19 protein-coding genes are annotated in these 20,894 nt (G+C 72.0%); 13 read left to right on the forward strand and 6 right to left on the reverse strand.

Going from position 1 to position 20,894, the window contains the following annotated elements:
• The first annotated feature begins 44 nt into the window (after nt 1–44).
• The 6 genes from OG990_RS31465 to nadC all read left to right on the forward strand — a co-directional run bounded on the left by OG990_RS31465 (nt 45) and on the right by nadC (nt 6,086).
• Complete coding sequence (locus OG990_RS31465; protein ID WP_406078066.1) at nt 45–1,025, forward strand: Rossmann-like and DUF2520 domain-containing protein; 981 nt, start codon at nt 45–47, stop codon at nt 1,023–1,025.
• Nucleotides 1,022–1,870, forward strand: a complete 849-nt coding sequence (gene panC, locus OG990_RS31470; protein ID WP_406078067.1) for a pantoate--beta-alanine ligase — start codon at nt 1,022–1,024, stop codon at nt 1,868–1,870. The genes OG990_RS31465 and panC overlap by 4 nt, the downstream gene beginning before the upstream one ends.
• Before the next feature lie 41 nt (nt 1,871–1,911).
• Nucleotides 1,912–2,340, forward strand: coding sequence for an aspartate 1-decarboxylase (gene panD, locus OG990_RS31475; protein ID WP_406078068.1), 429 nt, complete (start codon nt 1,912–1,914; stop codon nt 2,338–2,340).
• A 96-nt stretch (nt 2,341–2,436) separates the two neighbouring features.
• A complete protein-coding gene (locus OG990_RS31480; protein ID WP_406078069.1) occupies nt 2,437–3,333 on the forward strand; it encodes a septum formation family protein in 897 nt (298 codons plus the stop codon).
• Between the two features lie 108 nt (nt 3,334–3,441).
• Entirely contained in the window at nt 3,442–5,136 is a 1,695-nt protein-coding gene (locus OG990_RS31485; RefSeq protein ID WP_406078070.1) for an L-aspartate oxidase, read from the forward strand.
• A gap of 53 nt (nt 5,137–5,189) precedes the next feature.
• A complete protein-coding gene (gene nadC / locus OG990_RS31490; RefSeq protein ID WP_328421189.1) occupies nt 5,190–6,086 on the forward strand; it encodes a carboxylating nicotinate-nucleotide diphosphorylase in 897 nt (298 codons plus the stop codon).
• Between the two features lie 39 nt (nt 6,087–6,125).
• Here the strand turns inward: nadC and OG990_RS31495 are convergent, their stop codons facing one another.
• A complete protein-coding gene (locus OG990_RS31495; RefSeq protein WP_406078071.1) occupies nt 6,126–7,217 on the reverse strand; it encodes a hypothetical protein in 1,092 nt (363 codons plus the stop codon).
• Between the two features lie 118 nt (nt 7,218–7,335).
• Between OG990_RS31495 and OG990_RS31500 the strand changes: the two genes are divergently transcribed.
• Nucleotides 7,336–8,094, forward strand: a complete 759-nt coding sequence (locus OG990_RS31500) for a type III pantothenate kinase (RefSeq protein WP_252417322.1) — start codon at nt 7,336–7,338, stop codon at nt 8,092–8,094.
• Nucleotides 8,095–8,104: 10 nt separating this feature from the next.
• Here OG990_RS31500 and OG990_RS31505 read toward each other — a convergent pair whose 3' ends face one another.
• Complete coding sequence (locus OG990_RS31505; RefSeq protein ID WP_406078072.1) at nt 8,105–8,848, reverse strand: class I SAM-dependent methyltransferase; 744 nt, start codon at nt 8,846–8,848, stop codon at nt 8,105–8,107.
• Nucleotides 8,849–8,936: 88 nt separating this feature from the next.
• Here OG990_RS31505 and lysS point away from each other — a divergent pair, with 88 nt between their 5' ends.
• The 3 genes from lysS to OG990_RS31520 all read left to right on the forward strand — a co-directional run bounded on the left by lysS (nt 8,937) and on the right by OG990_RS31520 (nt 13,941).
• Nucleotides 8,937–10,445: a lysine--tRNA ligase gene (lysS, locus tag OG990_RS31510; RefSeq protein WP_328421180.1), complete on the forward strand. Its 1,509-nt coding sequence runs from the start codon at nt 8,937–8,939 to the stop codon at nt 10,443–10,445.
• Between the two features lie 109 nt (nt 10,446–10,554).
• Nucleotides 10,555–10,899: an Lsr2 family protein gene (locus tag OG990_RS31515; protein ID WP_328421179.1), complete on the forward strand. Its 345-nt coding sequence runs from the start codon at nt 10,555–10,557 to the stop codon at nt 10,897–10,899.
• Nucleotides 10,900–11,409: 510 nt separating this feature from the next.
• Nucleotides 11,410–13,941 carry an ATP-dependent Clp protease ATP-binding subunit gene (locus OG990_RS31520; RefSeq protein ID WP_328421177.1) on the forward strand — a complete coding sequence of 844 codons (2,532 nt, stop codon included), beginning with the start codon at nt 11,410–11,412 and terminating at the stop codon, nt 13,939–13,941.
• 222 nt (nt 13,942–14,163) lie between these two features.
• Here OG990_RS31520 and OG990_RS31525 read toward each other — a convergent pair whose 3' ends face one another.
• Nucleotides 14,164–15,075 (reverse strand): A/G-specific adenine glycosylase, encoded by a 912-nt coding sequence (locus tag OG990_RS31525; RefSeq protein WP_406078073.1) that lies wholly within the window; start codon nt 15,073–15,075, stop codon nt 14,164–14,166.
• 96 nt (nt 15,076–15,171) lie between these two features.
• Here OG990_RS31525 and OG990_RS31530 point away from each other — a divergent pair, with 96 nt between their 5' ends.
• The 3 genes from OG990_RS31530 to OG990_RS31540 all read left to right on the forward strand — a co-directional run bounded on the left by OG990_RS31530 (nt 15,172) and on the right by OG990_RS31540 (nt 17,106).
• Nucleotides 15,172–15,684: an ACT domain-containing protein gene (locus OG990_RS31530; RefSeq protein WP_328421173.1), complete on the forward strand. Its 513-nt coding sequence runs from the start codon at nt 15,172–15,174 to the stop codon at nt 15,682–15,684.
• On the forward strand, nt 15,681–16,277 hold the full coding sequence (locus tag OG990_RS31535) for a peptide deformylase (RefSeq protein ID WP_386988399.1): 597 nt from the start codon (nt 15,681–15,683) through the stop codon (nt 16,275–16,277). Before OG990_RS31530 ends, OG990_RS31535 begins: the two co-directional genes overlap by 4 nt.
• A 118-nt stretch (nt 16,278–16,395) precedes the next feature.
• Nucleotides 16,396–17,106, forward strand: a complete 711-nt coding sequence (locus OG990_RS31540) for a hypothetical protein (RefSeq protein ID WP_406078074.1) — start codon at nt 16,396–16,398, stop codon at nt 17,104–17,106.
• Between the two features lie 6 nt (nt 17,107–17,112).
• Here OG990_RS31540 and disA read toward each other — a convergent pair whose 3' ends face one another.
• The 3 genes from disA to OG990_RS31555 all read right to left on the reverse strand — a co-directional run bounded on the left by disA (nt 17,113) and on the right by OG990_RS31555 (nt 20,751).
• Complete coding sequence (gene disA / locus OG990_RS31545; RefSeq protein ID WP_328421167.1) at nt 17,113–18,297, reverse strand: DNA integrity scanning diadenylate cyclase DisA; 1,185 nt, start codon at nt 18,295–18,297, stop codon at nt 17,113–17,115.
• 131 nt (nt 18,298–18,428) lie between these two features.
• Complete coding sequence (gene radA, locus OG990_RS31550) at nt 18,429–19,886, reverse strand: DNA repair protein RadA (RefSeq protein WP_328421164.1); 1,458 nt, start codon at nt 19,884–19,886, stop codon at nt 18,429–18,431.
• 85 nt (nt 19,887–19,971) lie between these two features.
• Nucleotides 19,972–20,751 carry a hypothetical protein gene (locus tag OG990_RS31555; protein WP_406081955.1) on the reverse strand — a complete coding sequence of 260 codons (780 nt, stop codon included), beginning with the start codon at nt 20,749–20,751 and terminating at the stop codon, nt 19,972–19,974.
• Between the last annotated feature and the right edge of the window lie 143 nt (nt 20,752–20,894).

Consider the following 20,894-nt stretch of genomic DNA (forward strand, 5'->3'; position numbering starts at 1 on the left):
CTTGCGATCGACCGGTACCCCTTCTCGAGGACTGGATCGTCGTCATGAGCGCACCGTTGCGCCCGCGTCCGGCCGCCCCGCGCGGGGCCGCCGCACCGCAGGGCAGCGCCGTCACCGGCGCCCCGGCTTCCGTTCCCTCTCGCTTCCTGACCGTCGGTGTCGTCGGCGCCGGACGGGTCGGTGCCGTGCTGGGCGCCGCGCTCGCCGCCGCCGGGCACCGGGTGGTCGCCGTCGCCGGCGGCTCCGGGGCCAGCCGCGCCCGACTCGCCCTGCTGCTGCCCGACGTACCTCGCCGTCCGGTCGCCGCCGTCGCCCACGCCGCCGCCGACCTGCTGCTGATCGCGGTGCCGGACGACGCGCTGGCCGGGGTGGTCGCCGACCTCGCCGACCGGGGCGCGCTGCGCCCGGGCCAGGTGGTCGCGCACACCTCCGGCGCGCACGGGCTGGCCGTGCTGGAGCCCGCCGTGGCGGTCGGTGCCCGGCCACTCGCCCTGCACCCCGCCATGACCTTCACCGGTACGCCGGACGACCTGGCCCGGCTGGCCGGCATCTCGTACGGGGTGACCGCCCCGGCGGAGCTGCGCCCGCTGGCCGCCCGGCTGGTCGCCGACCTCGGCGGCGTGCCCGAGTGGGTGGGCGAGGCGGACCGCCCGCTGTACCACGCCGCGCTGGCGCACGGCGCGAACCACCTGGTGACCCTGGTGAACGAGGCGACCGACCGGCTGCGCGACGCCGGTGTGGCCCAGCCGGAGAAGGTGCTCGCCCCGCTGCTGCGGGCCGCCCTGGAGAACGCGCTGCGGCTGGGCGACGACGCGCTGACCGGCCCGGTCTCCCGCGGTGACGCGGGTACCGTCCAGCGGCACCTGGCCCGGCTGGCCGCCACCGCCCCGGAGTCCGTCCCCGCCTATCTGGCGCTGGCCCGGCGTACCGCCGACCGGGCGATCGCCGCCGGCCGGCTCCGGCCGGTGGACGCGCAGTCGCTGCTCGGCGTGCTCGCCAGCACCAGCCGGGAGGTGGCGGCATGACCCAGCTGGTGCACACCCGTGCCGACCTGGCCGAGGCGCGGGCCGCGCTGCAGGGCACGGTCGCCGTGGTGATGACCATGGGCGCGCTGCACTCCGGGCACGAGACGCTGCTGCGCGCTGCCCGGGAGCAGGCCGACCATGTGCTGGTGACGATCTTCGTGAACCCGCTGCAGTTCGGGCCGAACGAGGACTTCGACCGCTATCCGCGGACGCTCGACTCGGACCTGGAGGTGTGCCGGCGGGCCGGCGCCGACCTGGTCTTCGCCCCGTCGGTGGCCGAGATGTACCCGGACGGCCAGCCCCGGGTGCGGCTCGACCCGGGCCCGCGCGGCGCGGAACTGGAGGGCGCGAGCCGCCCCGGCTTCTTCCACGGCGTACTCACCGTGGTGTTGAAACTGCTCCAGCTCACCCGGCCTGACCTGGCGTTCTTCGGCGAGAAGGACTACCAGCAGCTCACCCTGGTCCGGCGGATGACCCGGGACCTGGACGTACCGGTCGAGGTGGTTGGCGTGCCGACCGTCCGGGAGCCGGACGGTTTGGCGCTGTCCAGCCGCAACCGCTACCTGAGCGAGCCCGAGCGGGCCGCCGCGTTGAGCCTGTCCGCCGCGCTGCTGGCCGGTGCGCGGGCCGCCGACGACGGCCTGGACGCGGGGGCGGTGCTGTCCGCCGCGCACGCCGCGTTCGGCGCCGGTACGCCCGGCGCCCGGCTCGACTACCTGGTACTCACCGATCCGGAGCTGGAGCCGGGGCCGGTGTCCGGGCCGGCGCGGCTGGTGATCGCCGCGTGGGTGGGCAGCACCCGATTGATCGACAACGCGGCGATCCACCTCGCCCCCCGCCCCTGACCCGGCCGCACCCTTCACCACCATCGCGAAAGGCCACCCCGATGCTGCGGACCATGCTCAAGTCGAAGATCCACCGCGCCACCGTGACCCAGGCCGACCTGCACTACGTCGGCTCGGTGACGGTGGACGAGGACCTGCTCGACGCTGCCGACCTGCTCCCCGGCGAGCAGGTGGCGATCGTGGACATCACCAACGGGGCCCGGCTGGAGACGTACGTCATCCCGGGCGAGCGGGGCAGCGGCGTGATCGGCATCAATGGTGCCGCCGCGCACCTGGTGCACCCCGGTGACCTGGTCATCCTGATCTCGTACGGGCAGATGGACGACGCCGAGGCCCGGTCGTACCGGCCACGGGTGGTGCACGTCAATGCGGACAACCGGGTGGTCGAGCTGGGCGCCGACCCGGCTGCGGCGGCACCGGGCACGGCCGGCGACCCGGTGCCCAGCCCGTTGGCCGTGGCGAGCGCCTGATGCCACGCACGGCGATTCCGGTCTGTCACCGTAAGGTCATTTCCGGTTACCCTTGGCACGCCGTCGGAAGCTGGTCGGTGGCTGGGGGAGGCCGCGATGCGCCGTGCGATGACGACCCTGTTCGCCGCTGCTGTGACGGCAGTTCTGCTGGTCGGCTGCGCCGGGGCCGGCGGCCTGGACGGTGATCTGACCGACGACTGGGCGGCGCTGCCGCCGGCGGTGCCGTTCACCCCGGCCGCCGGCGTGTGTCAGGCCGCCGACTTCACCGACGTCGTCACCCTGGCCGGCTATCAGCCGGTGGACTGTGCCGGCCCGCACCGGGTGGAGACCGTGCACGTGGGGGCGTTCCCGGTCGAGCGGGCCACCGCCCCGGCCGGCGGCTCTGCCGAGCTGCGCGGCGCGTTCGCCGAGTGCGACACCCGGGCCACCGGGTACGTGGGCGACGACTGGCGGGCCGGCCGGTTGCGGCTGTCGGTGGCGCTGCCGTCCGGGCCGGGCTGGGCGGCGGGTTCCCGCTGGTACCGGTGCGATCTCAGCGAGTTGACCACGGTCGAGGCGGCGGCCACCGTGGTGGTCCGGTCGGGCAGTCTGCGGGACGCGTTGAAGGGGGTCTCCGCGCTGCGGTTGGGCTGCCAGCAGACCCGCGGCGCGACCGTCCGGGGCGCGCAGACGCTGGTCCCGGTGGAGTGCGGTGTCCGCCACGACGCCGAGTTCGTCGGGGTGTGGCGGGCACCGGACACGCCGTACCCGACCCGGGACGCGGACTGGGCTCCGCTCTACACCGGCTGCCGCACGATCCTCGGCCGGTACGTGGGCGTGCCGAACGACGCCGAGCTGCGATTCCGCAGCGGTGTGGTGGTCCGCCCGCCGGGTGCGGGGCGCTGGCGGGTCGGCGACCGAGGGGTCCGCTGCTACCTGTGGCTCAGCGACCGTACGGTGACCGGCTCGCTGCGGGGCGCGGGCCCGGCCGGCCTGCCGGTTCGGACGAAGTGACCACGGCCAACCGTCCGGCGCGGCAGGGCCGGCGCCGGACGGGGTAGCCCATACCACTCGTCGTGCCCCGGCCGCCCGGGGCGAGGACGGTTCGGGTTGACTGGGGGGATGGACCTTCCGACCGTCGACCTGCCGGCGCTGCCCCCGTTGCTGGCCGCGCCCGCGCCCGGCTGGGTGGAGACCACCGACGTGATCGTGGTGGGTTCCGGGGTGGCCGGGTTGACCGCGGCGCTGCACCTGCGCGAGGCGGGCCTGCACGTCACGGTGGTCACCAAGGTCAACATCGACGACGGCTCGACCCGGTGGGCGCAGGGCGGCATCGCCGCCGTGCTCGACTCGGCGGACACCCCGGCGGCGCACGCGTCGGACACCGAGATCGCCGGTGTCGGGCTCTGCGACCCGGCGGCGGTCCGGGTGCTGGTCGAGGAGGGCCCACTCCGGCTGCGGGAGCTGATCCGGATCGGCGCCGAGTTCGACCGCAACCCGGACGGGTCGCTGATGCTGACCCGTGAGGGTGGGCACCGGGCGGACCGGATCGTGCACGCCGGCGGAGACGCCACCGGAGCCGAGGTGCAGCGGGCCCTGCACGATGCGGTGCAACGCGACCCGTGGATCCGGCTGGTCGAGCACGCCCTGGTGCTGGACCTGCTGCGTGCCCCCGGCGACGGCCCGGACGGGCTCGGCCCGGCCTGCGGAATCACCCTGCACGTACTCGGCGAGGGCAGTGAGGATGGTGTCGGCGCGCTGCTGGCCCGGGCCGTGGTGCTGGCGACCGGCGGGATGGGGCAGATCTTCGCCGCCACCACCAACCCGGCGGTCTCCACGGGGGACGGCGTGGCGCTGGCGATGCGGGCCGGCGCGGCGGTGACCGATGTGGAGTTCGTCCAGTTCCACCCGACCGCCCTGATCACCCCGTCCGGCGTGGGCGTGCCCGGTACCGGCCACGCGCAGCAGCCGCTGGTCTCCGAGGCGTTGCGTGGCGAGGGCGCGTACCTGGTGGACGCGGACGGCAAGCGGTTCATGGTGGGCCAGCACGAGCTGGCCGAGCTGGCCCCCCGGGACGTGGTGGCCAAGGGCATCCACCGGGTGCTGCTGGCCAACGGCGCGGACCACGTCTTCCTCGACGCCCGGCACCTGGGTGGGACCTTCCTGGCCGCCCGGTTCCCGACCATCGTGGCGTCCTGCCTGGCGATCGGCGTGGACCCGGCCACCGACCTGATCCCGGTCGCCCCGGCCGCGCACTACGCCTCCGGCGGCGTCCGCACCGACCTGCGCGGCCGCACGTCCATCCCCGGCCTGTACGCCTGCGGCGAGGTCGCCTGCACGGGCGTGCACGGTGCGAACCGGCTGGCCAGCAACTCGCTGCTGGAGGGCCTGGTCTTCTCCCGGCGAATCGCCGAGGACATCGCGGCCGGCCTTCCCGAGCAGGTCCAACCGGCGGACACCGGCGCCTGGCGCGGTGGTGCGGGCTGGGTGCTCCCGACCGAGACGACGCCGGCCCTGCAACGGGCGATGACCCGGGGCGCCGGGGTGCTGCGTTCGGCCGCGACGCTGGCCGAGACGGCCGGCACGCTGACCGAGGTGGGTGCCGCCCGAGGCCGACCGCGGACCGCCGACTGGGAGGCGACCAACCTGCTCACCGTGGCATCGACGCTGGTGGCCGCCGCGTACGCCCGCGGTGAGACCCGGGGCTGCCACTGGCGGGAGGACTTCCCCACGGCCGACGAGCGGTGGCTGGGTCACCTGGTCGGGTCGGTCGGGGCGCAGGGCCGGTTGACGCAGCAGTGGGAGGGAATGCGGTGAGCGCGAGGAGTGAGCCGATTTTGCGGGCCCCGCAGTCGGAAACGGAGAAGGTCATGACGGAGTCGACGCGGCAGGCGATGCGGGCGGCCGGACTGGACCCCGCGCAGGTGCGGCGGGTGATCGAGAACGCGCTGGTCGAGGACCTGGGGCCGGACTTCCTGGACGTCACGAGCGTGGCCACCATTCCGGCGGAGCAGACCGACACCGCCGACCTGGTGGCCCGCGCGGACGGCGTGGTGGCCGGGATGGCGGTGGCCGCCGCCGTGTTCGAGCTGGTCGGAGAGGTGACCGGGTTCGGCCGTACCGTCGAGGTGTCGGTGCTGGCCCGCGACGGAGAGCGGGTGGCGCGCGGCGACGTGCTGGCGACGGTGACCGGCCCGACCCGGCTGCTGCTCACCGCCGAGCGCACCGCGCTCAACCTGCTCTGCCGGATGTCCGGGGTGGCCACCCACACCCGTGCCTGGGCGGACGCGCTGGCCGGCACCAAGGCGATGGTGCTGGACACCCGCAAGACCACGCCGGGCCTGCGGCAGCTGGAGAAGTACGCGGTGCGGGCCGGCGGCGGCACCAACAAGCGGATGGGCCTCTACGACGTGGCCATGATCAAGGACAACCACAAGCTCGCCGCCGGGGGCATCACCGCGGCCTATCGGCGGGTCCGGGAGGCGTTCCCGGAGGTGCCGGTGCAGGTCGAGGTGACCACGGTCGGCGAGGCGGTGGAGGCGGTGGAGGCCGGTGCGGGCTTCCTGCTCTGCGACAACATGACGCCGGAGACGCTCGCGGAAGCGGTGACGGCGGTGGGGGACCGGGCGGAGCTGGAGGCGACCGGCGGCCTGACCCTGGAGGTGGCCGGCCGGTACGCGGCCACCGGCGTCGACTTCCTCTCGGTGGGCGCGCTGACCCACTCGTCGCCCATTCTGGACATCGCGATGGACCTGCGGATCGAGTGACGGGTGTCCGGCCCGGCGCTACTCGCGGCGGGCCGGGCCTCAGACGGTGGTCAGTGAGGTGGCGGCCAGGTTGAAGATCACCCGGTTCTCGGTGTCCTGCCGGCCGTCCAGGCCGTACTTGGCCCGGAAGAGTTCCAGCACCCGGTTGTAGATCTCGGGCGGCAGCTCGTCGGCCTCGCCGATGGCGAAGGTCTCGCCCTCCGCCTCGGGCCGGTCCAGCACCACACTCAGCCCGGCCAGGCCGTGCCGGGCCACGTTGCGCACCAGGTCGGTGCCGGCGATGTACCAGTCGCCGTCGGAGCGGACGTAGAGCGCCTCGCAGGTCTCCAGGTCCCGACCGGCCTGGCGCAGGCAGAGCCGCAGGGTGAGGCAGGCCGCCAGGTCCTCCACCGGCGCGGTCTCCCACAGCTCGGCGAACCGGTCGTCGACGAACTCGCCGAGCGGGGTCGAGACGAACGCCTCGATCTGCTGGGTGTCGAAGGTGCTGCCCTGGACCGGGAAGAACGAGATGAACGCCTTGCCGTCCCAGCGGTACATCTGCACCGAGGGGGCGGCGCTGTAGACCCGGACCTGGAGCCGGGCCCGGGCCGACTCGGGTAGCTCCTCGGCGAGCCGGGCCAGGTGCCACATGTTGTTGAGGATGGCCACCGAGGCGTCCCGCCGGCGCAGCTCCTCGCCGCGCAGCCGGACCGCCGGCGAGTCCGGGTCGAGCAGCAGCACCTTGACGGCGGCGCCGTTGACGAGCGCGGAGCGCAGCGCCGCCACGAACCGGGACGCGTACGGGCCCTCCAGCATGCTGGTCCAGGTCTCCAGGATGGCCACGACCTCCCGGGACTGGGCGACCCGTTCGATCAGCGCGTCCCGGTCCAGTCGCGGGTGCTCGATGATGCTGACCGTCTGGAGTTCGCGGAAGAGCGGGTTGAGCACCACGTAGGTCAGCAGCGTCATGATCAGCGCGGCGCCGATGTTGAGGTAGAGATCGCCGGCGAAGCTGCCGGCCTCCCGCAAGGACGCCCGCCACGCCTGCACGACCATCCAGATGGCGCCGCCGGCCAGTGCGACCAGCACCAGCACATGCCGCCTACGCCGGCGCAGGGTGTTACGGCCCCGCACCCACCACGTCCCCGACATGTCCGCTCCCCGTCCGGCCGCGCCGTGGATTGACCCATGTTCATGTCGCGATGCGACAAGGATACGGTCCGCAACCCGGTCCGCACCCGCCCGTACGGTCGTTGTCTAGGCTGCTTGCGTGCTGCTCTGCATCGACATCGGAAACACCAACACCGTGCTGGCGACCTTCGACGGCGACAAGCTGGTGCACTCCTGGCGGATCAAGACCGATGCCCGCTCGACGGCGGATGAGCTGGGCCTGATGTTCCGGGGCCTGCTCGCCGGGGACAACGTCGAGATCACCGGTGTGGCCGCCTGCTCCACGGTGCCGGCCGCGCTGCGGTCGCTGCGCACCATGCTCGGCCGCTACTACGCCGACCTGCCGAGCGTGATCGTCGAGCCCGGAGTGCGGACCGGCGTGCAGTTGGCGATCGACAACCCGAAGGAGGTGGGCGCCGACCGGGTGGTGAACACCCTGGCCGCGTACACCCTCTATGGCGGGCCGTCGATCGTCGTGGACTTCGGCACCACCACCAACTTCGACGTGATCAGCGGTCGGGGCGAGTTCCTCGGTGGGGCGTTCGCACCGGGCATCGAGATCTCCTTCGACGCGCTCGCCGCGCGCGCCGCCCAGCTACGCAAGGTCGAGGCGACCAAGCCCCGCTCGGTGATCGGCAAGAACACCGTGGAATGCCTCCAGTCCGGCCTGTACTTCGGCTTCGCCGGGCAGGTGGACCGCATCGTCGAGCGGATGACCGAGGAGTTGGGCACGGTGAAGGCGGTGATCGCCACTGGCGGTCTCGCCTCCCTGGTGATCAACGAGTGCCGCAGCATCACCCACCACGAGCCGATGATCACCCTGATCGGCCTGCGGATGGTCTACGACCGCAACCTGTGACCCCGGCGGTTCAGCGCCGTCGGGCGCGGAAGACCAGCGTCCGGTACGGCAGCTCGATGGTCTCCCGGCCGGCCAGGTCCGGGTGGCTGGCCAGGAGGTCTCGTACCTTCCGGTCGACCTCGTCCCGTTCCTGCGGGCTGGCGGTCAGCCAGTAGGAGCGGGTGCGCACCATGCCGAGCAGCTGCTCCGGGGTGAGCCGGGTCCGGTGCGCGAACTGGGCCAGCTCCACCGGCCCGAAGGCCGGGCCGAAGCCGGTGACCTGCTGGAGCAGGTCGCGGGAGTTGTCCCGGAGGTCGGCGATCCGGCTCAACTCGGCGATCCAGCTGGCCGCCCGGTCGTCCCGAACGTTCCAGATCGGGGCGAACGTCCCACCCGGCCGGAGCACCCGGGCGACCTCGGCGTGCGCGGGCTCCTTGTCGAACCAGTGGTAGGCCTGGCCGACCAGCACCGCGCCAGCGATGCCGTCCGGCAGTGGCACCGACTCGGCGCTGCCGGCCAGGGCCGTGAGACCGGGGGTGGCGGCGTCCAGTTGGGCCCGCATGCCGGGGTCGGGCTCCACCGGCTGGACCTGGTGGCCGAGCGCCCGTACGACGCGGGTCAGGATGCCGGTGCCGGCGCCGAGGTCGACGACCTGGGCGGCGTCGTTCAGCCCGTCGAGCGCCCAGCGGACCGCCTCCTCCGGATAGGTGGGGCGAAACCGGTCATAATCGCTCGCCGCAGCGCCGAAGGAGAGGGCATGAGTGTGATCGACCATGGCGGGCAGGTTATCCGGTAACAGCCCCCCAGGCGCTTGAGTACGCTCGGGCCTGACCCCCTGTATCTCCGTGACGAGGAAGCGTGCCGTGACCGAGCAGAACGCCGTGCCAGTGGACCCCGCCGACGACCTTCCCGAGCAGATGAAGGTCCGCCGGGAGAAGCGGGACCGGATGCTCGCCGACGGCGTCGAGCCGTACCCGGTCGGATTTCCCCGCACGGCCACCCTGGCGGAGGTGCGGGCCCGTTACGCCGACCTGCCCACCGACACCGCCACCGGCGACCAGACCTCGGTCACCGGTCGGGTGATCTTCGTGCGTAACACCGGCAAGCTCTGCTTCGCGACCCTGCGCGACGGGGACGGCACCGAGCTGCAGGCGATGCTCTCCCTGGACCGGGTCGGGCCGGAACGCCTGGAGGACTGGAAGCGCCTGGTCGACCTCGGTGACCACGTCGGCGTCACCGGCGAGGTGATCACCAGTCGCCGGGGCGAGCTGTCCGTGCTGGCCGAGCGGTGGGAGATGACCGCCAAGTCGCTGCGGCCACTGCCGGTGGCGCACAAGCCGCTCTCCGAGGAGGCGCGGGTCCGCCAGCGCTACGTCGACCTGATCGTCCGGCCGCAGGCCCGGCAGATGGTCCGTACCCGGGCCGCGGCGGTGCGCAGCCTGCGCGATTCGCTGCACGGACAGGGTTTCATCGAGGTGGAAACGCCGATGTTGCAACTGCTGCATGGCGGCGCGGCGGCCCGACCGTTCGTGACTCACAGCAATGCGTTGAGCACTGATCTGTATCTGCGAATCGCTCCGGAACTGTTTCTCAAGCGCGCAGTGGTCGGCGGCGTCGACCGGGTCTTCGAGATCAACCGCAACTTCCGTAATGAGGGTGTCGACTCTTCGCACTCGCCGGAGTTCGCGATGCTGGAGACGTACCAGACGTACGGCGACTACAACACGATGGCCGAGTTGACCCGCAATCTCGTGCAACAGGCGGCGGTCGCGGTCAGCGGCTCGACCGTGGTGACCCACGCCGACGGGCGGGAGTTCGACCTGGGCGGGGAGTGGCGGTCGGTAACCCTGTTCGGGGTGCTTTCCGAGGCACTCGGCGAGGAGGTCACGGTCCGCACCGAACGGTCCCGACTGGTCGAGTACGCCGACAAGGTGGGATTGGCCGTGGACCCGAAGTGGGGCCCTGGCAAGCTGGCCGAGGAACTGTTCGAGGAACTGGTCGTTCCCGGCCTGGAGGCGCCCACCTTCATCCGGGACTACCCGGAGGAGACCAGCCCGCTCACCCGGGCCCACCGTGACGAGCCGGGGCTGGCGGAGAAGTGGGACCTGTACGTGCTCGGGTTCGAGCTGGGCACCGCGTACTCCGAACTGGTCGACCCGGTGGTGCAGCGGGACCGGCTGCTGGCCCAGGCGCAGCTCGCCGCTCGTGGCGACGACGAGGCGATGCGTCTCGACGAGGACTTTCTCCGGGCGATGGAGTACGGAATGCCGCCGGCCGGAGGTATGGGAATGGGAATCGACCGGCTGTTGATGGCCCTGACCGGGCTCGGAATTCGGGAAACGATCCTCTTCCCGTTGGTGCGCCCCGAGTAGTCTCGGCGGCTCGCGTCGGGTCGATACCGCATCCTATTGACGGGGCGAGCAGAGCACGGGTTATTGTGCTCTCGTTAGCAGGAGACCCTGCTCGAAAGGAATGTGGGACGTGGCCAAGCAGATCATTCACAAGCTGGTCGATGACCTGGACGGCGGGGACGCTGACGAGACCGTCAAGTTCGCCCTCGACGGCGTCCAGTACGAGATCGACCTGTCGAGTTCCAACGCCGCGAAATTGCGCGACGCTTTTGCGTCGTACGTGGCCGCCGGCACCAAGGTGGGCCGGGGCGGCGTGGTGATCGGTGGGCGTGCTGCCCGCGGTCGGGGTGGCGCGACCGCTGACCGGGAGCAGAACAAGGCGATCCGGGACTGGGCCAAGAAGGCCGGCAAGGACATCTCGGACCGGGGTCGAATCCCGCAGGAGATCGTCGACGAGTTCCACGCGAAGCGCTGATCCGTCAGCAGCTTGGTGGCATCGGCCACCGTTGGGCGACACGACGCCGGGCCGGAGCATTCTCCGGGCCGGCGTCGCCGTATCCACGGCCGCCGGCGGGGGGCGTCGGGCCAGCGGAGCGTCCGGGAAGCATTCCCGCCCGACCGACGTTGTCCACAACCAGTGGAGCAGCTATCCACAGCCTGTGGACAACTTCCCCCAGGGTCGGGCGCGGCGTTCGTCGCCAGCGCTGACCCCCCTCTCGGAGCCTCCCAGGGCCGGGAGAGGGCTTCCGTCGCGCCAGTCGGATTTCGCTCTGCGCGTAGCGACAGGGGTACCGGAACACCTCCTGAGCGCGGACGGTTGTCCAAAACAACGTGGAACCGACCCACACCGGAGACACACGACCTCAGCTGAGTCGGTCAGCGACGATAGAGTAAGGAGGCACGGACGCCCGTCCCGGACGTTCGTGCACCGGCCCCGCCAAGATCTAGACCATCAAGGCGCACGGCACGTGAGGAGCACGAGGGCATGTTCGAGCGGTTCACCGACCGAGCGCGACGGGTTGTCGTCCTGGCCCAAGAAGAGGCCCGGATGCTCAACCACAACTACATCGGTACGGAACACATCCTGCTGGGCCTGATCCACGAAGGTGAAGGCGTCGCGGCAAAGGCCCTGGAGAGCCTCGGCATCTCCCTGGAGGGCGTCCGCCAGCAGGTCGAGGAGATCATCGGCCAGGGCCAGCAGGCGCCGAGCGGGCACATCCCGTTCACGCCTCGGGCCAAGAAGGTGCTGGAGCTGTCGCTGCGCGAGGCGCTGCAGCTCGGCCACAACTACATCGGCACGGAGCACATCCTGCTCGGTCTGATCCGCGAGGGTGAGGGCGTCGCCGCCCAGGTGCTGGTCAAGCTCGGCGCCGACCTCAACCGGGTCCGCCAGCAGGTGATCCAGCTGCTCTCCGGCTACCAGGGCAAGGAGCCGGCCGCCGCTGGCGCCGCGCCGGGTGAGGCCGCGCCGTCGACCAGCCTGGTGCTGGACCAGTTCGGCCGCAACCTGACCCAGGCCGCCCGCGAGGGCAAGCTCGACCCGGTCATCGGGCGCGAGAAGGAAATCGAGCGGGTCATGCAGGTGCTCTCCCGCCGTACCAAGAACAACCCGGTCCTGATCGGTGAGCCCGGCGTCGGTAAGACCGCCGTGGTGGAGGGGCTGTCCCAGAAGATCATCAAGGGCGAGGTGCCCGAGACGCTCAAGGACAAGCAGCTCTACACGCTCGACCTCGGTGCGCTGGTCGCCGGTTCCCGCTACCGCGGTGACTTCGAGGAGCGCCTCAAGAAGGTGCTCAAGGAGATCCGCACCCGCGGCGACATCATCCTGTTCATCGACGAGATCCACACCCTGGTGGGTGCGGGTGCCGCCGAGGGCGCGATCGACGCGGCGAGCATCCTCAAGCCGATGCTGGCCCGTGGTGAGCTGCAGACCATCGGTGCCACCACGCTCGACGAGTACCGCAAGCACCTGGAGAAGGATGCTGCGCTCGAGCGCCGGTTCCAGCCGATCCAGGTGGGCGAGCCGTCGCTGGCGCACACCATCGAGATCCTCAAGGGCCTGCGCGACCGCTACGAGGCCCACCACCGCGTCTCGATCACCGACGCCGCTCTCGTGGCAGCCGCCACGCTGGCCGACCGGTACATCTCCGACCGCTTCCTGCCGGACAAGGCGATCGACCTGATCGACGAGGCTGGCGCCCGGATGCGGATCCGCCGGATGACCGCGCCGCCAGACCTGCGCGACTTCGACGAGCGCATCGCCCAGGTGCGTCGCGACAAGGAGTCCGCGATCGACGCGCAGGACTTCGAGCGCGCCGCCCAGCTGCGCGACAAGGAGAAGCAGCTCCTTGGCCAGAAGGCGCAGCGGGAGAAGGAGTGGAAGGCCGGTGACCTGGACGTCGTCAGCGAGGTCGACGACGAGCAGATCGCCGAGGTGCTCGGCAACTGGACGGGTATCCCGGTCTACAAGCTGACCGAGGAGGAGACCTCGCGCCTGCTGCGCATGGAGGACGAGCTGCACAAGCGCGTCATCGGCCAGGAGGACGCGGTCAAGGCGGTCTCGAAGGCGATCCGGCGTACCCGGGCCGGCCTGAAGGACCCGAAGCGCCCGTCGGGCTCGTTCATCTTCGCCGGCCCGTCCGGCGTGGGTAAGACCGAGCTGTCCAAGGCGCTCGCCGAGTTCCTCTTCGGCAGCGAGGATGCTCTTATCCAGCTGGACATGTCCGAGTTCCACGACCGCTACACGGTCTCCCGGCTGGTGGGTGCCCCTCCCGGCTACGTCGGCTACGACGAGGGCGGGCAGCTGACCGAGAAGGTGCGGCGTCGGCCGTTCTCGGTGGTTCTCTTCGACGAGATCGAGAAGGCCCACCCGGACGTGTTCAACACGCTGCTCCAGATCCTGGAGGACGGTCGGCTCACCGACGGTCAGGGTCGGATCGTGGACTTCAAGAACACGGTCATCATCCTGACCACCAACCTGGGCACCAGGGACGTCGCCAAGGCGGTGTCGCTCGGCTTCCAGGCGTCGGAGGACTCCGAGTCCAACTACGACCGGATGAAGCAGAAGGTCAACGACGAGCTCAAGCAGCACTTCCGGCCTGAGTTCCTCAACCGGATCGACGACACCATCGTCTTCCACCAGCTGCGCCAGAACGAGATCCTCTCGATCGTGGACATCATGATCCAGCGGATCGAGACGCAGCTGCGCAACAAGGACATGGGTCTGGAGCTGACCGACAACGCCAAGAAGTACCTGGCGCTGAAGGGCTTCGACCCGGTGCTCGGTGCCCGTCCTCTGCGTCGCACGATCCAGCGCGACATCGAGGACAACCTCTCCGAGCGGATCCTGTTCAACGAGCTGACCCCGGGTCAGATCGTGGTGGTGGACTGCGAGGGCGACCCGAACGACATCGACAAGTCCAAGCTCGTCTTCCATGGCGCGGACAAGCCGGTCGAGGTTCCGGACGCCGTACCGGCCGATCTCGGCGGCACCGCCGCCGCAGGCGCGGACGAGTAGCAAGACCAGCAGCGAGGGCGGGGCCCGGTGGCGCAAGCCACCGGGCCCCGCCTTTTCCGCTGTCCGTCCGCCACACCGCGCGCGGCGGTCGTCGTCGTCCGCCTCGGCCGTCATCGTTGCGATGATCGACTCGGTGTCGGCGATGTCGCGGTGTCCTGGCGTCGGTAGGCCCCGATGTCCGCGATATGGAGTCGATCACCGCCGCACGGGCCGGCCCGCGGGTCAGGCAGTGAGGTCGGGGGTGGGCAGGGACGGGCCGTCGCCGACGAGGCGGAAGGAGTCGGCACCGGCGGGTTCCACCAGCCCGTCGTGCACCAGGCCGGCCAGGGCACGGGCGCGCTGCACGTCGTCGGTCCAGACCTGGTCCAGCCGCTGGTGCGGGACTGGCCCGGTCGACTCCCGGAGCACCCCGAGCAGCAGCCCGCGTACCTGCCGGTCGGTGCCCGCGTACCGCTGGGGCCGGCGGGTCGGTCCGGCCGGTGCCTCCTGCCCGGAGGCCCGCCACGCGCAGACCGACTCGATCGGGCAGGCCGCGCAGCGTGGTGACCGGGCCGTGCAGATCACCGCACCCAGCTCCATGAAGGCGGCGCTGGCCAGCGCCGCGGCGGCCGGCTCCACCGGCAGCAACTCCTCCGTGGCGACCAGGTCGGCCGGTCGGGTGACCGGCCCGGCGTCCGGTTCGCCGGCGACCGCCCGGCAGACCACCCGGCGCACGTTGGTGTCGACCACCGGGTGCCGCTGCCCGTACGCGAACGCGGCCACCGCCCGCGCCGTGTACGTGCCGACTCCCGGCAGCGCCAGCAGCTGCTCCAGCCGGTCCGGCACCTGGCCGGCGTGCCGGTCCACGATCGCGACCGCGCACTCCCGCAGCCGGACCGCCCGGCGGGGGTAGCCGAGGCGTCCCCACATCCGGATCGCCTCGGCCGGGCTGTCCGCCGCCAGCGCGGCCGGGTTCGGCCAGCGGGCCAGCCATGCCTGCCAGGCGGGTACCACCCGGACCACCGGCGTCTGCTGGAGCATGACCTCGCTGACCAGGATGGCCCACGGGCTGACGCCGGGTTCGCGCCATGGCAGGTCACGGGCGTGCTGCTGGTACCACCGGCTGACCATGGTGGCGAAATCGGGCTCAGTCATCGCGTCGTCGATGATGTCACGCGGCGCATTCCCGCTGGATGGGCGGCTCGGGCGGGGTGCCACTGCGGCAGCGGACGGATCGGGCAGAATGCGCGGATGAACGAGCTCGCGATCACCGTCATCGGTCGGGACCGGCCGGGCATCGTGGCCGACGTCGCGGAGGTGCTGGCCCGACTGGGCGCGAATCTCACCGACAGCACGATGACCCGGCTGCGGGGGCATTTCGCGATGACCCTCATCTGCACCGGCCCGGCGGCCGCCGACGTCGAGGCCGCGCTGGCGCCGTTGGCCGCCGAGGGTCAGCTGTTGGCGACGGTACGCGCGGTCACCCCGGACGCCGAGGTGCCCCCGGTGGGCGAGCCGTACGTGATGGCGGTGCACGGGTCGGACCGGATGGGCATCGTCGCGGCGATGACCCGGGTGCTGGTGGACGCTGGTGGGAACGTCACCGACCTGAGCACCCGGTTGGCCGGCTCGCTCTACGTGGTGCTGGCCGAGGTCGAGTTGCCGGCTGGAGTCGCCGACACGTTGATCGGCCGGCTGCACCGTACGGCCACCGAGCTGGGCGTCGAGGTGACCCTCCGGCCGGCGGATCCGGACCTGCTGTGACCGGCGAGCGGAGTAGGGCGGACACCGGCCGGGACGTCGAGACGTACGCCGGCCTGGGCGACTGGACGCCGGAGTCGCTGGCAGTGCCGGGCGAGGTGCGGCCGGTGGTGTCGGCCCCGCACCCGGTCCTGAGTCGGGTCGGCGGCGAGGTCGATCCGACCGCCGAGGAGACGGTCCGGCTGGCCGCCGACCTGGTCGCCACGATGCGGGTCTCGCCGGGCTGCGTCGGCCTGGCCGCACCGCAGATCGGGGTGGGTGCCCGGGTCTTCGCTGTTGATGTCACCGGGCATCCGAAGGCGGTCACCGTGCACGGCACCTTCGTGCTCTGCAACGCCCGGGTGGTCGAGGCGACCCGGTGGAAGCCGGGCCGGGAGGGGTGCATGTCGGTGCCGGCCCTGACCGGGGACGTGAAGCGTGCCAGCCGGCTGGTGGTGGAGGGGGACCTGCCGGGCACCGGGGAGCCGATCCGGCTGGTGACCGACGGCTTCGAGGCGCGGGCGTTGCAGCACGAGATCGACCACTGCGCCGGGCTGCTCTTCCTGGACCGGGTGGCCGGCGCGCATGCGGTCTATCAGCGCAAGGTCTACCTCTGATCGGGCACGGGACGATCGACTTGTCCGTCCTTAGTGGACGCGCGGTGGGTCGAGTCGGTGACGTTCCGGCGCGTCGCGCCGGCCTGGCGGGGGCCGCGCCGCTACGGTGGGGGGCATCATGCGTCTGACGGTCGGCCCCCTGCCACCCGCCGTGTACTGGCGGCGTCGTGTCGTCGTACTCGGAGCGGGGCTTCTCTTCCTGATTGTCCTGCTCTATTCCTGCACCGGCTCGGGCCGCTCGGGCGGCAAACCGCAGGCAGGGGCAACTTCGACGTCCACCGCGACCCCGGGTCCCGGGGGGTCGGTGCTGACACCGCAGACCGGGGCTCCGCCAGCGTCCGGGTCCGCCGATCCTGATACGGGGGAGCCAAGCCCCGAGATCACCAGCAACGTGGTGCCGCCGGACGCGGCCGCCGGATCGGTGGACGACGGCACCTGCACCGACGCGGAGATCAGCGTGACCTCGGTGGCGCAGCCCACCTCGGTGCAGCGCGGGGCGGTGGTCGACCTTCACCTCAAGATCAAGAACACGTCGGACCGGACGTGCAGCCGGAACGTCGGCGCCGATCTCCAGGAGATCTTCATCAAGTCCGGTGCCGAGAAGATCTGGTCGTCGGACACCTGCGGCAAGGTGAAGGGGTCGGACGTGCAGTCCTTCACCCCAAACTTCGAGCGCTCCTACCAGGTGGGCTGGAACGGACGGGACACCACCCGGTGCGACAACAGCGGGCTGGCTGCCGGGCCCTTCCCGCCGGCCGGGACGTACCAGGTGTTCGCCCGGGTCGGCACCAAGTTGAGCGCACCGCTGAAGATCACCATCACCGGCTGAGCCGGGTCAGACGTACCGCTCCAGGATCGATGCCTCGGCGAGCCGGGACAGCCCCTCGCGGACGCCCCGGGCCCGGGCATCACCAACCCCCTCGACGGCCTGCAGGTCCTCCACCGTCGCGCCCAGCAGCCGCTGGAGGCTGCCGAAGTGCACCACCAGGCGGTCGACCACCGGCACCGGCAGTCGGGGCACCTTGGCCAGCAGCCGGAAACCGCGGGGGCTGACGGCGGCGTCCAGTGCGTCCGATGCGGCGGGGTAACCGATCGCCTTGGCCACCGCCACCAGGTCGATCAGCTCGGTCGCGCCGAGCAGATCCAACTCGACCAGCGCCTCGTCCAGGGTGCGGGACTTGCGGCCGACCGGCAGGTAATCCCGGATGACCAGTGTCCGGTCGGCGTCCACGCCGGCCATCAGCTCGTCGAGCTGGAGTGCGAGCAGCCGGCCGTCGGTGCCCAGCTCGACCACGTAACCGGCGATCTCGTCGGCGATCCGGCGGACCATCTCCAGCCGCTGCACCACCGCCACCGCGTCCCGCACGGTGACGAGATCCTCGATCTCCAGTGCGGAGAGCGTCCCGGAGACCTCGTCCAGCCGGAGCTTGTAGCGCTCCAGCGTGGCCAGCGCCTGGTTGGCCCGGGAGAGGATGGCCGCCGAGTCGTCGAGCACGTGCCGCTGACCGTTGACGTAGAGGCTGATGATGCGCATCGACTGGCTGACCGAGATGACCGGGTAGCCGGTCTGCCGGGCCACCCGCTCGGCGGTGCGGTGCCGGGTGCCGGACTCCTCCGTCGGGATGGACGGGTCGGGCATCAGGTGCACCGCTGCCCGCACGATGCGGGTGCCATCGCTGGAGAGCACCACGGCGCCGTCCATCTTGCACAGCTCCCGCACCCGGGTCGCGGAGAACTCCACGTCCAGCGGGAAGCCGCCGGTGCACAGACCCTCGACGATCTTGTCGTAACCGAGCACGATGAGCGCGCCGGTGCGGCCGCGCAGGATGCGCTCCAACCCGTCGCGCAGCGCGGTGCCGGGTGCCATCAGGGCGAGGTTGGCGCGCAGCGGATCCCCGGCGCTCCCGGTGGCACCCGCGGTCACGTTCACGCTGATCGGGCGGGCGGGCGAGCCCATGCCACCGGTGCGGGCGTGAGGCGGCGCGCCGGCAGGCTTGGTGGTATCGCGGTCGATCGGCACGGGCACAGTCTACGGACTGCGGTGCGGTGGGTGCTGTCGTGGTTACTGTGATGTGTCACGATGCCGCCCTTCCAACCGTTTCCCGCTTGCGGCGCGCTGTCCGGTATCGCCCTCCACGTCGACACGGTGGGTCACTCGGCGGACGCGCGGGCCGCATGGTGCAGGGCCGAGCGGACATCGGTGACCTCGGTCACCCGCATCTGCTCAGGGCCGGCACCGGTGCTGGCCGGGCCGCAACCGGGCGGGACCAGGGCCACCTTGAACCCCAGCCGAGCCGCCTCGGCCAGCCGGCGCGGCACCGCCCCGACCCGGCGCACCTCGCCGGTCAGCCCCACCTCACCGATCGCCACCAGGTGCGGCGCGATGGCCAGGTTGAGCCCGCCGGAGGCGACCGCCAACGCGACCGCCAGGTCGGCGGCCGGCTCGACGACCCGGATGCCGCCCACGGTGGCCGCGAAGACCTCCCGGTCATGCAGGGTCAGCCGCTCGGTGCGGCGTTGCAGCACCGCGAGAACCATTGCCAACCGGGCTGAGTCGAGGCCGGAGACGGTGCGTCGGGGTGAGCCGGCCACCGTCGCGCCGATCAGCGCCTGCACCTCGGTGACCAGGGCGCGGCGCCCCTCCATCGCCACGGTCACGCAGGTGCCCGGCACCGGCTCCGAGTAGCGGGTCAGGAACAGCCCGGACGGGTCGGCCAGGCTGCTGATGCCGCCCTCGTGCATCTCGAAGCAGCCCACCTCGTCAGCCGCGCCGAACCGGTTCTTGACGCCGCGCACCAGCCGCAGCGAGGAGTGCTTGTCACCCTCGAAGTGCAGCACCACGTCGACCAGGTGCTCCAGCACCCTGGGCCCGGCCACCTGGCCGTCCTTGGTGACGTGCCCGACCAGCACGGTGGCGATGCCCCGCTCCTTGGCCACCGCGACCAGCGCGGCGGTGACCGCCCGGACCTGGGTCACGCCACCGGGAACCCCCTCGCTGGCGGTGGTCGAGATGGTCTGCACCGAGTCGAGCACCAGCAGGCCGGGCTTGACCGCATCGAGGTGCCCCAGCACCGCCGCCAGGTCGCTCTCCGCAGCCAGGTAGAGCTGGTCGTGCAGGGTGCCCATCCGCTCGGCGCGCAGCCGCACCTGACTGACCGACTCTTCCCCGCTGACCACCAGCGAGGGGGTGCCGGAGCCGGCGGCCCACTGCTGCGCCACGTCCAGCAGCAGGGTCGACTTGCCCACGCCGGGCTCGCCGGCGAGCAGCACCACCGCGCCCGGGACCAGGCCGCCGCCGAGCACCCGGTCGAGCTCGCTCACCCCGGTGGGCCGGGCGCGGGCCGGCGCGGCGCTGATGGTGGCGATCGGCCGGGCCGGCTCGGCCGGCAGCCGGGAGCTGACCACCCGACCGGAAACCGTCGGACCGGTCACCGTGCTCTCGACCACCGCGCCCCACTCGCCGCACTCCGGGCAGCGCCCGACCCACTTGGGGGGCTGGTGGCCGCAGGCGTCGCACTCGTAGGCCGGACGCGGCTCGCGGGCGGTGGATCGACCGCGGGCGCCACTGGCCGTGCCGCCGCGCGGAGAGGTCGATCGGGAGGTGGTCACATCAGGACGCTAGCCCTCGCGTACGACGAAAACACCCCGGCGTGGTGGTCACCACGCCGGGGTGTTTGTCGATGCCGGGGTTTGGTCAGCCGTGGCCGGAGCCACCCTCTTCCTCACCCTCGTAGCCGCCCTCGCGCTCGATGATCGGCGACGGGGGTGCCGCGGGGGTGAGCGGCACCGCGATCGGCGCGGGGCCGGTCACCGCGTTGCCGTTGCCGAAGTCGAAGGTCACGAAGACGTTCTGGCCGGAGCGCAGCGCCTCGGTCAGGCCGATCAGCCGGAGCTGCGTGGTGGCCTCGGAGTTGAGCTGGAGGTAGCTCAGCGGTGCCAGCTCGATGCGGGCGGGTTCCCCCGGGGTGGAGGGGCTGGCCGAGCCCGACGCCCGCGCCGACTCCGGGGCGGACGGGGTGGCCGAGGACGACCCGGTCTCGGACGGGGTCGCCGAAGGGCTGGGCGAGCCGGACTCGGTGGCCGACGGGCTGGGCGTACCGGACTCGGAGGCGGACGGGCTGGCGGAGGGCGACGCCGAGGCGGACGGCGACGCGCTCGCCGAGCCGCCGCTGATCACCACCTCGCGGGCGCTCTCGGTGGTGACGGTGACCGTCACCGTTTCCTTCGAGTCGTTGTAGATCACGGCGTTGAGCGCGGCGTCCTGCCCGGCCCGGTAGCCCTCGACGCCCGGGTACTCGACCAGCAGGCCGCGTACTGCGAAGGCGCCGTTGCCGGCCGAGAGGTTGACGCCCTGGACCGACGGCGCCTTCTTGGCGGTCTCGGCGATCTGGCCGGCGCCGCACCCGGACACCAGCAGGCTGGTGGCCGCCGCAATCCCGGACAGCAGCAGGGCCGCCCGCCGGGATCCCCTGATCGAGCGCGTCACGTCGGTCCTCCTCGTCACGATCCCCACCCGGCCGCACGCCGGGCACGGTGGCCATACCCGCGCAGACCGCGCTCCAGGGTAGTTGGGGCTGATCGAGGCCCGCACGCGGACCCGGCAATGCCACCTCCCTG

The sequence above is a fragment of the Micromonospora sp. NBC_00858 genome, assembly GCF_045207365.1.
Taxonomy (GTDB): Bacteria; Actinomycetota; Actinomycetes; order Mycobacteriales; family Micromonosporaceae; genus Micromonospora.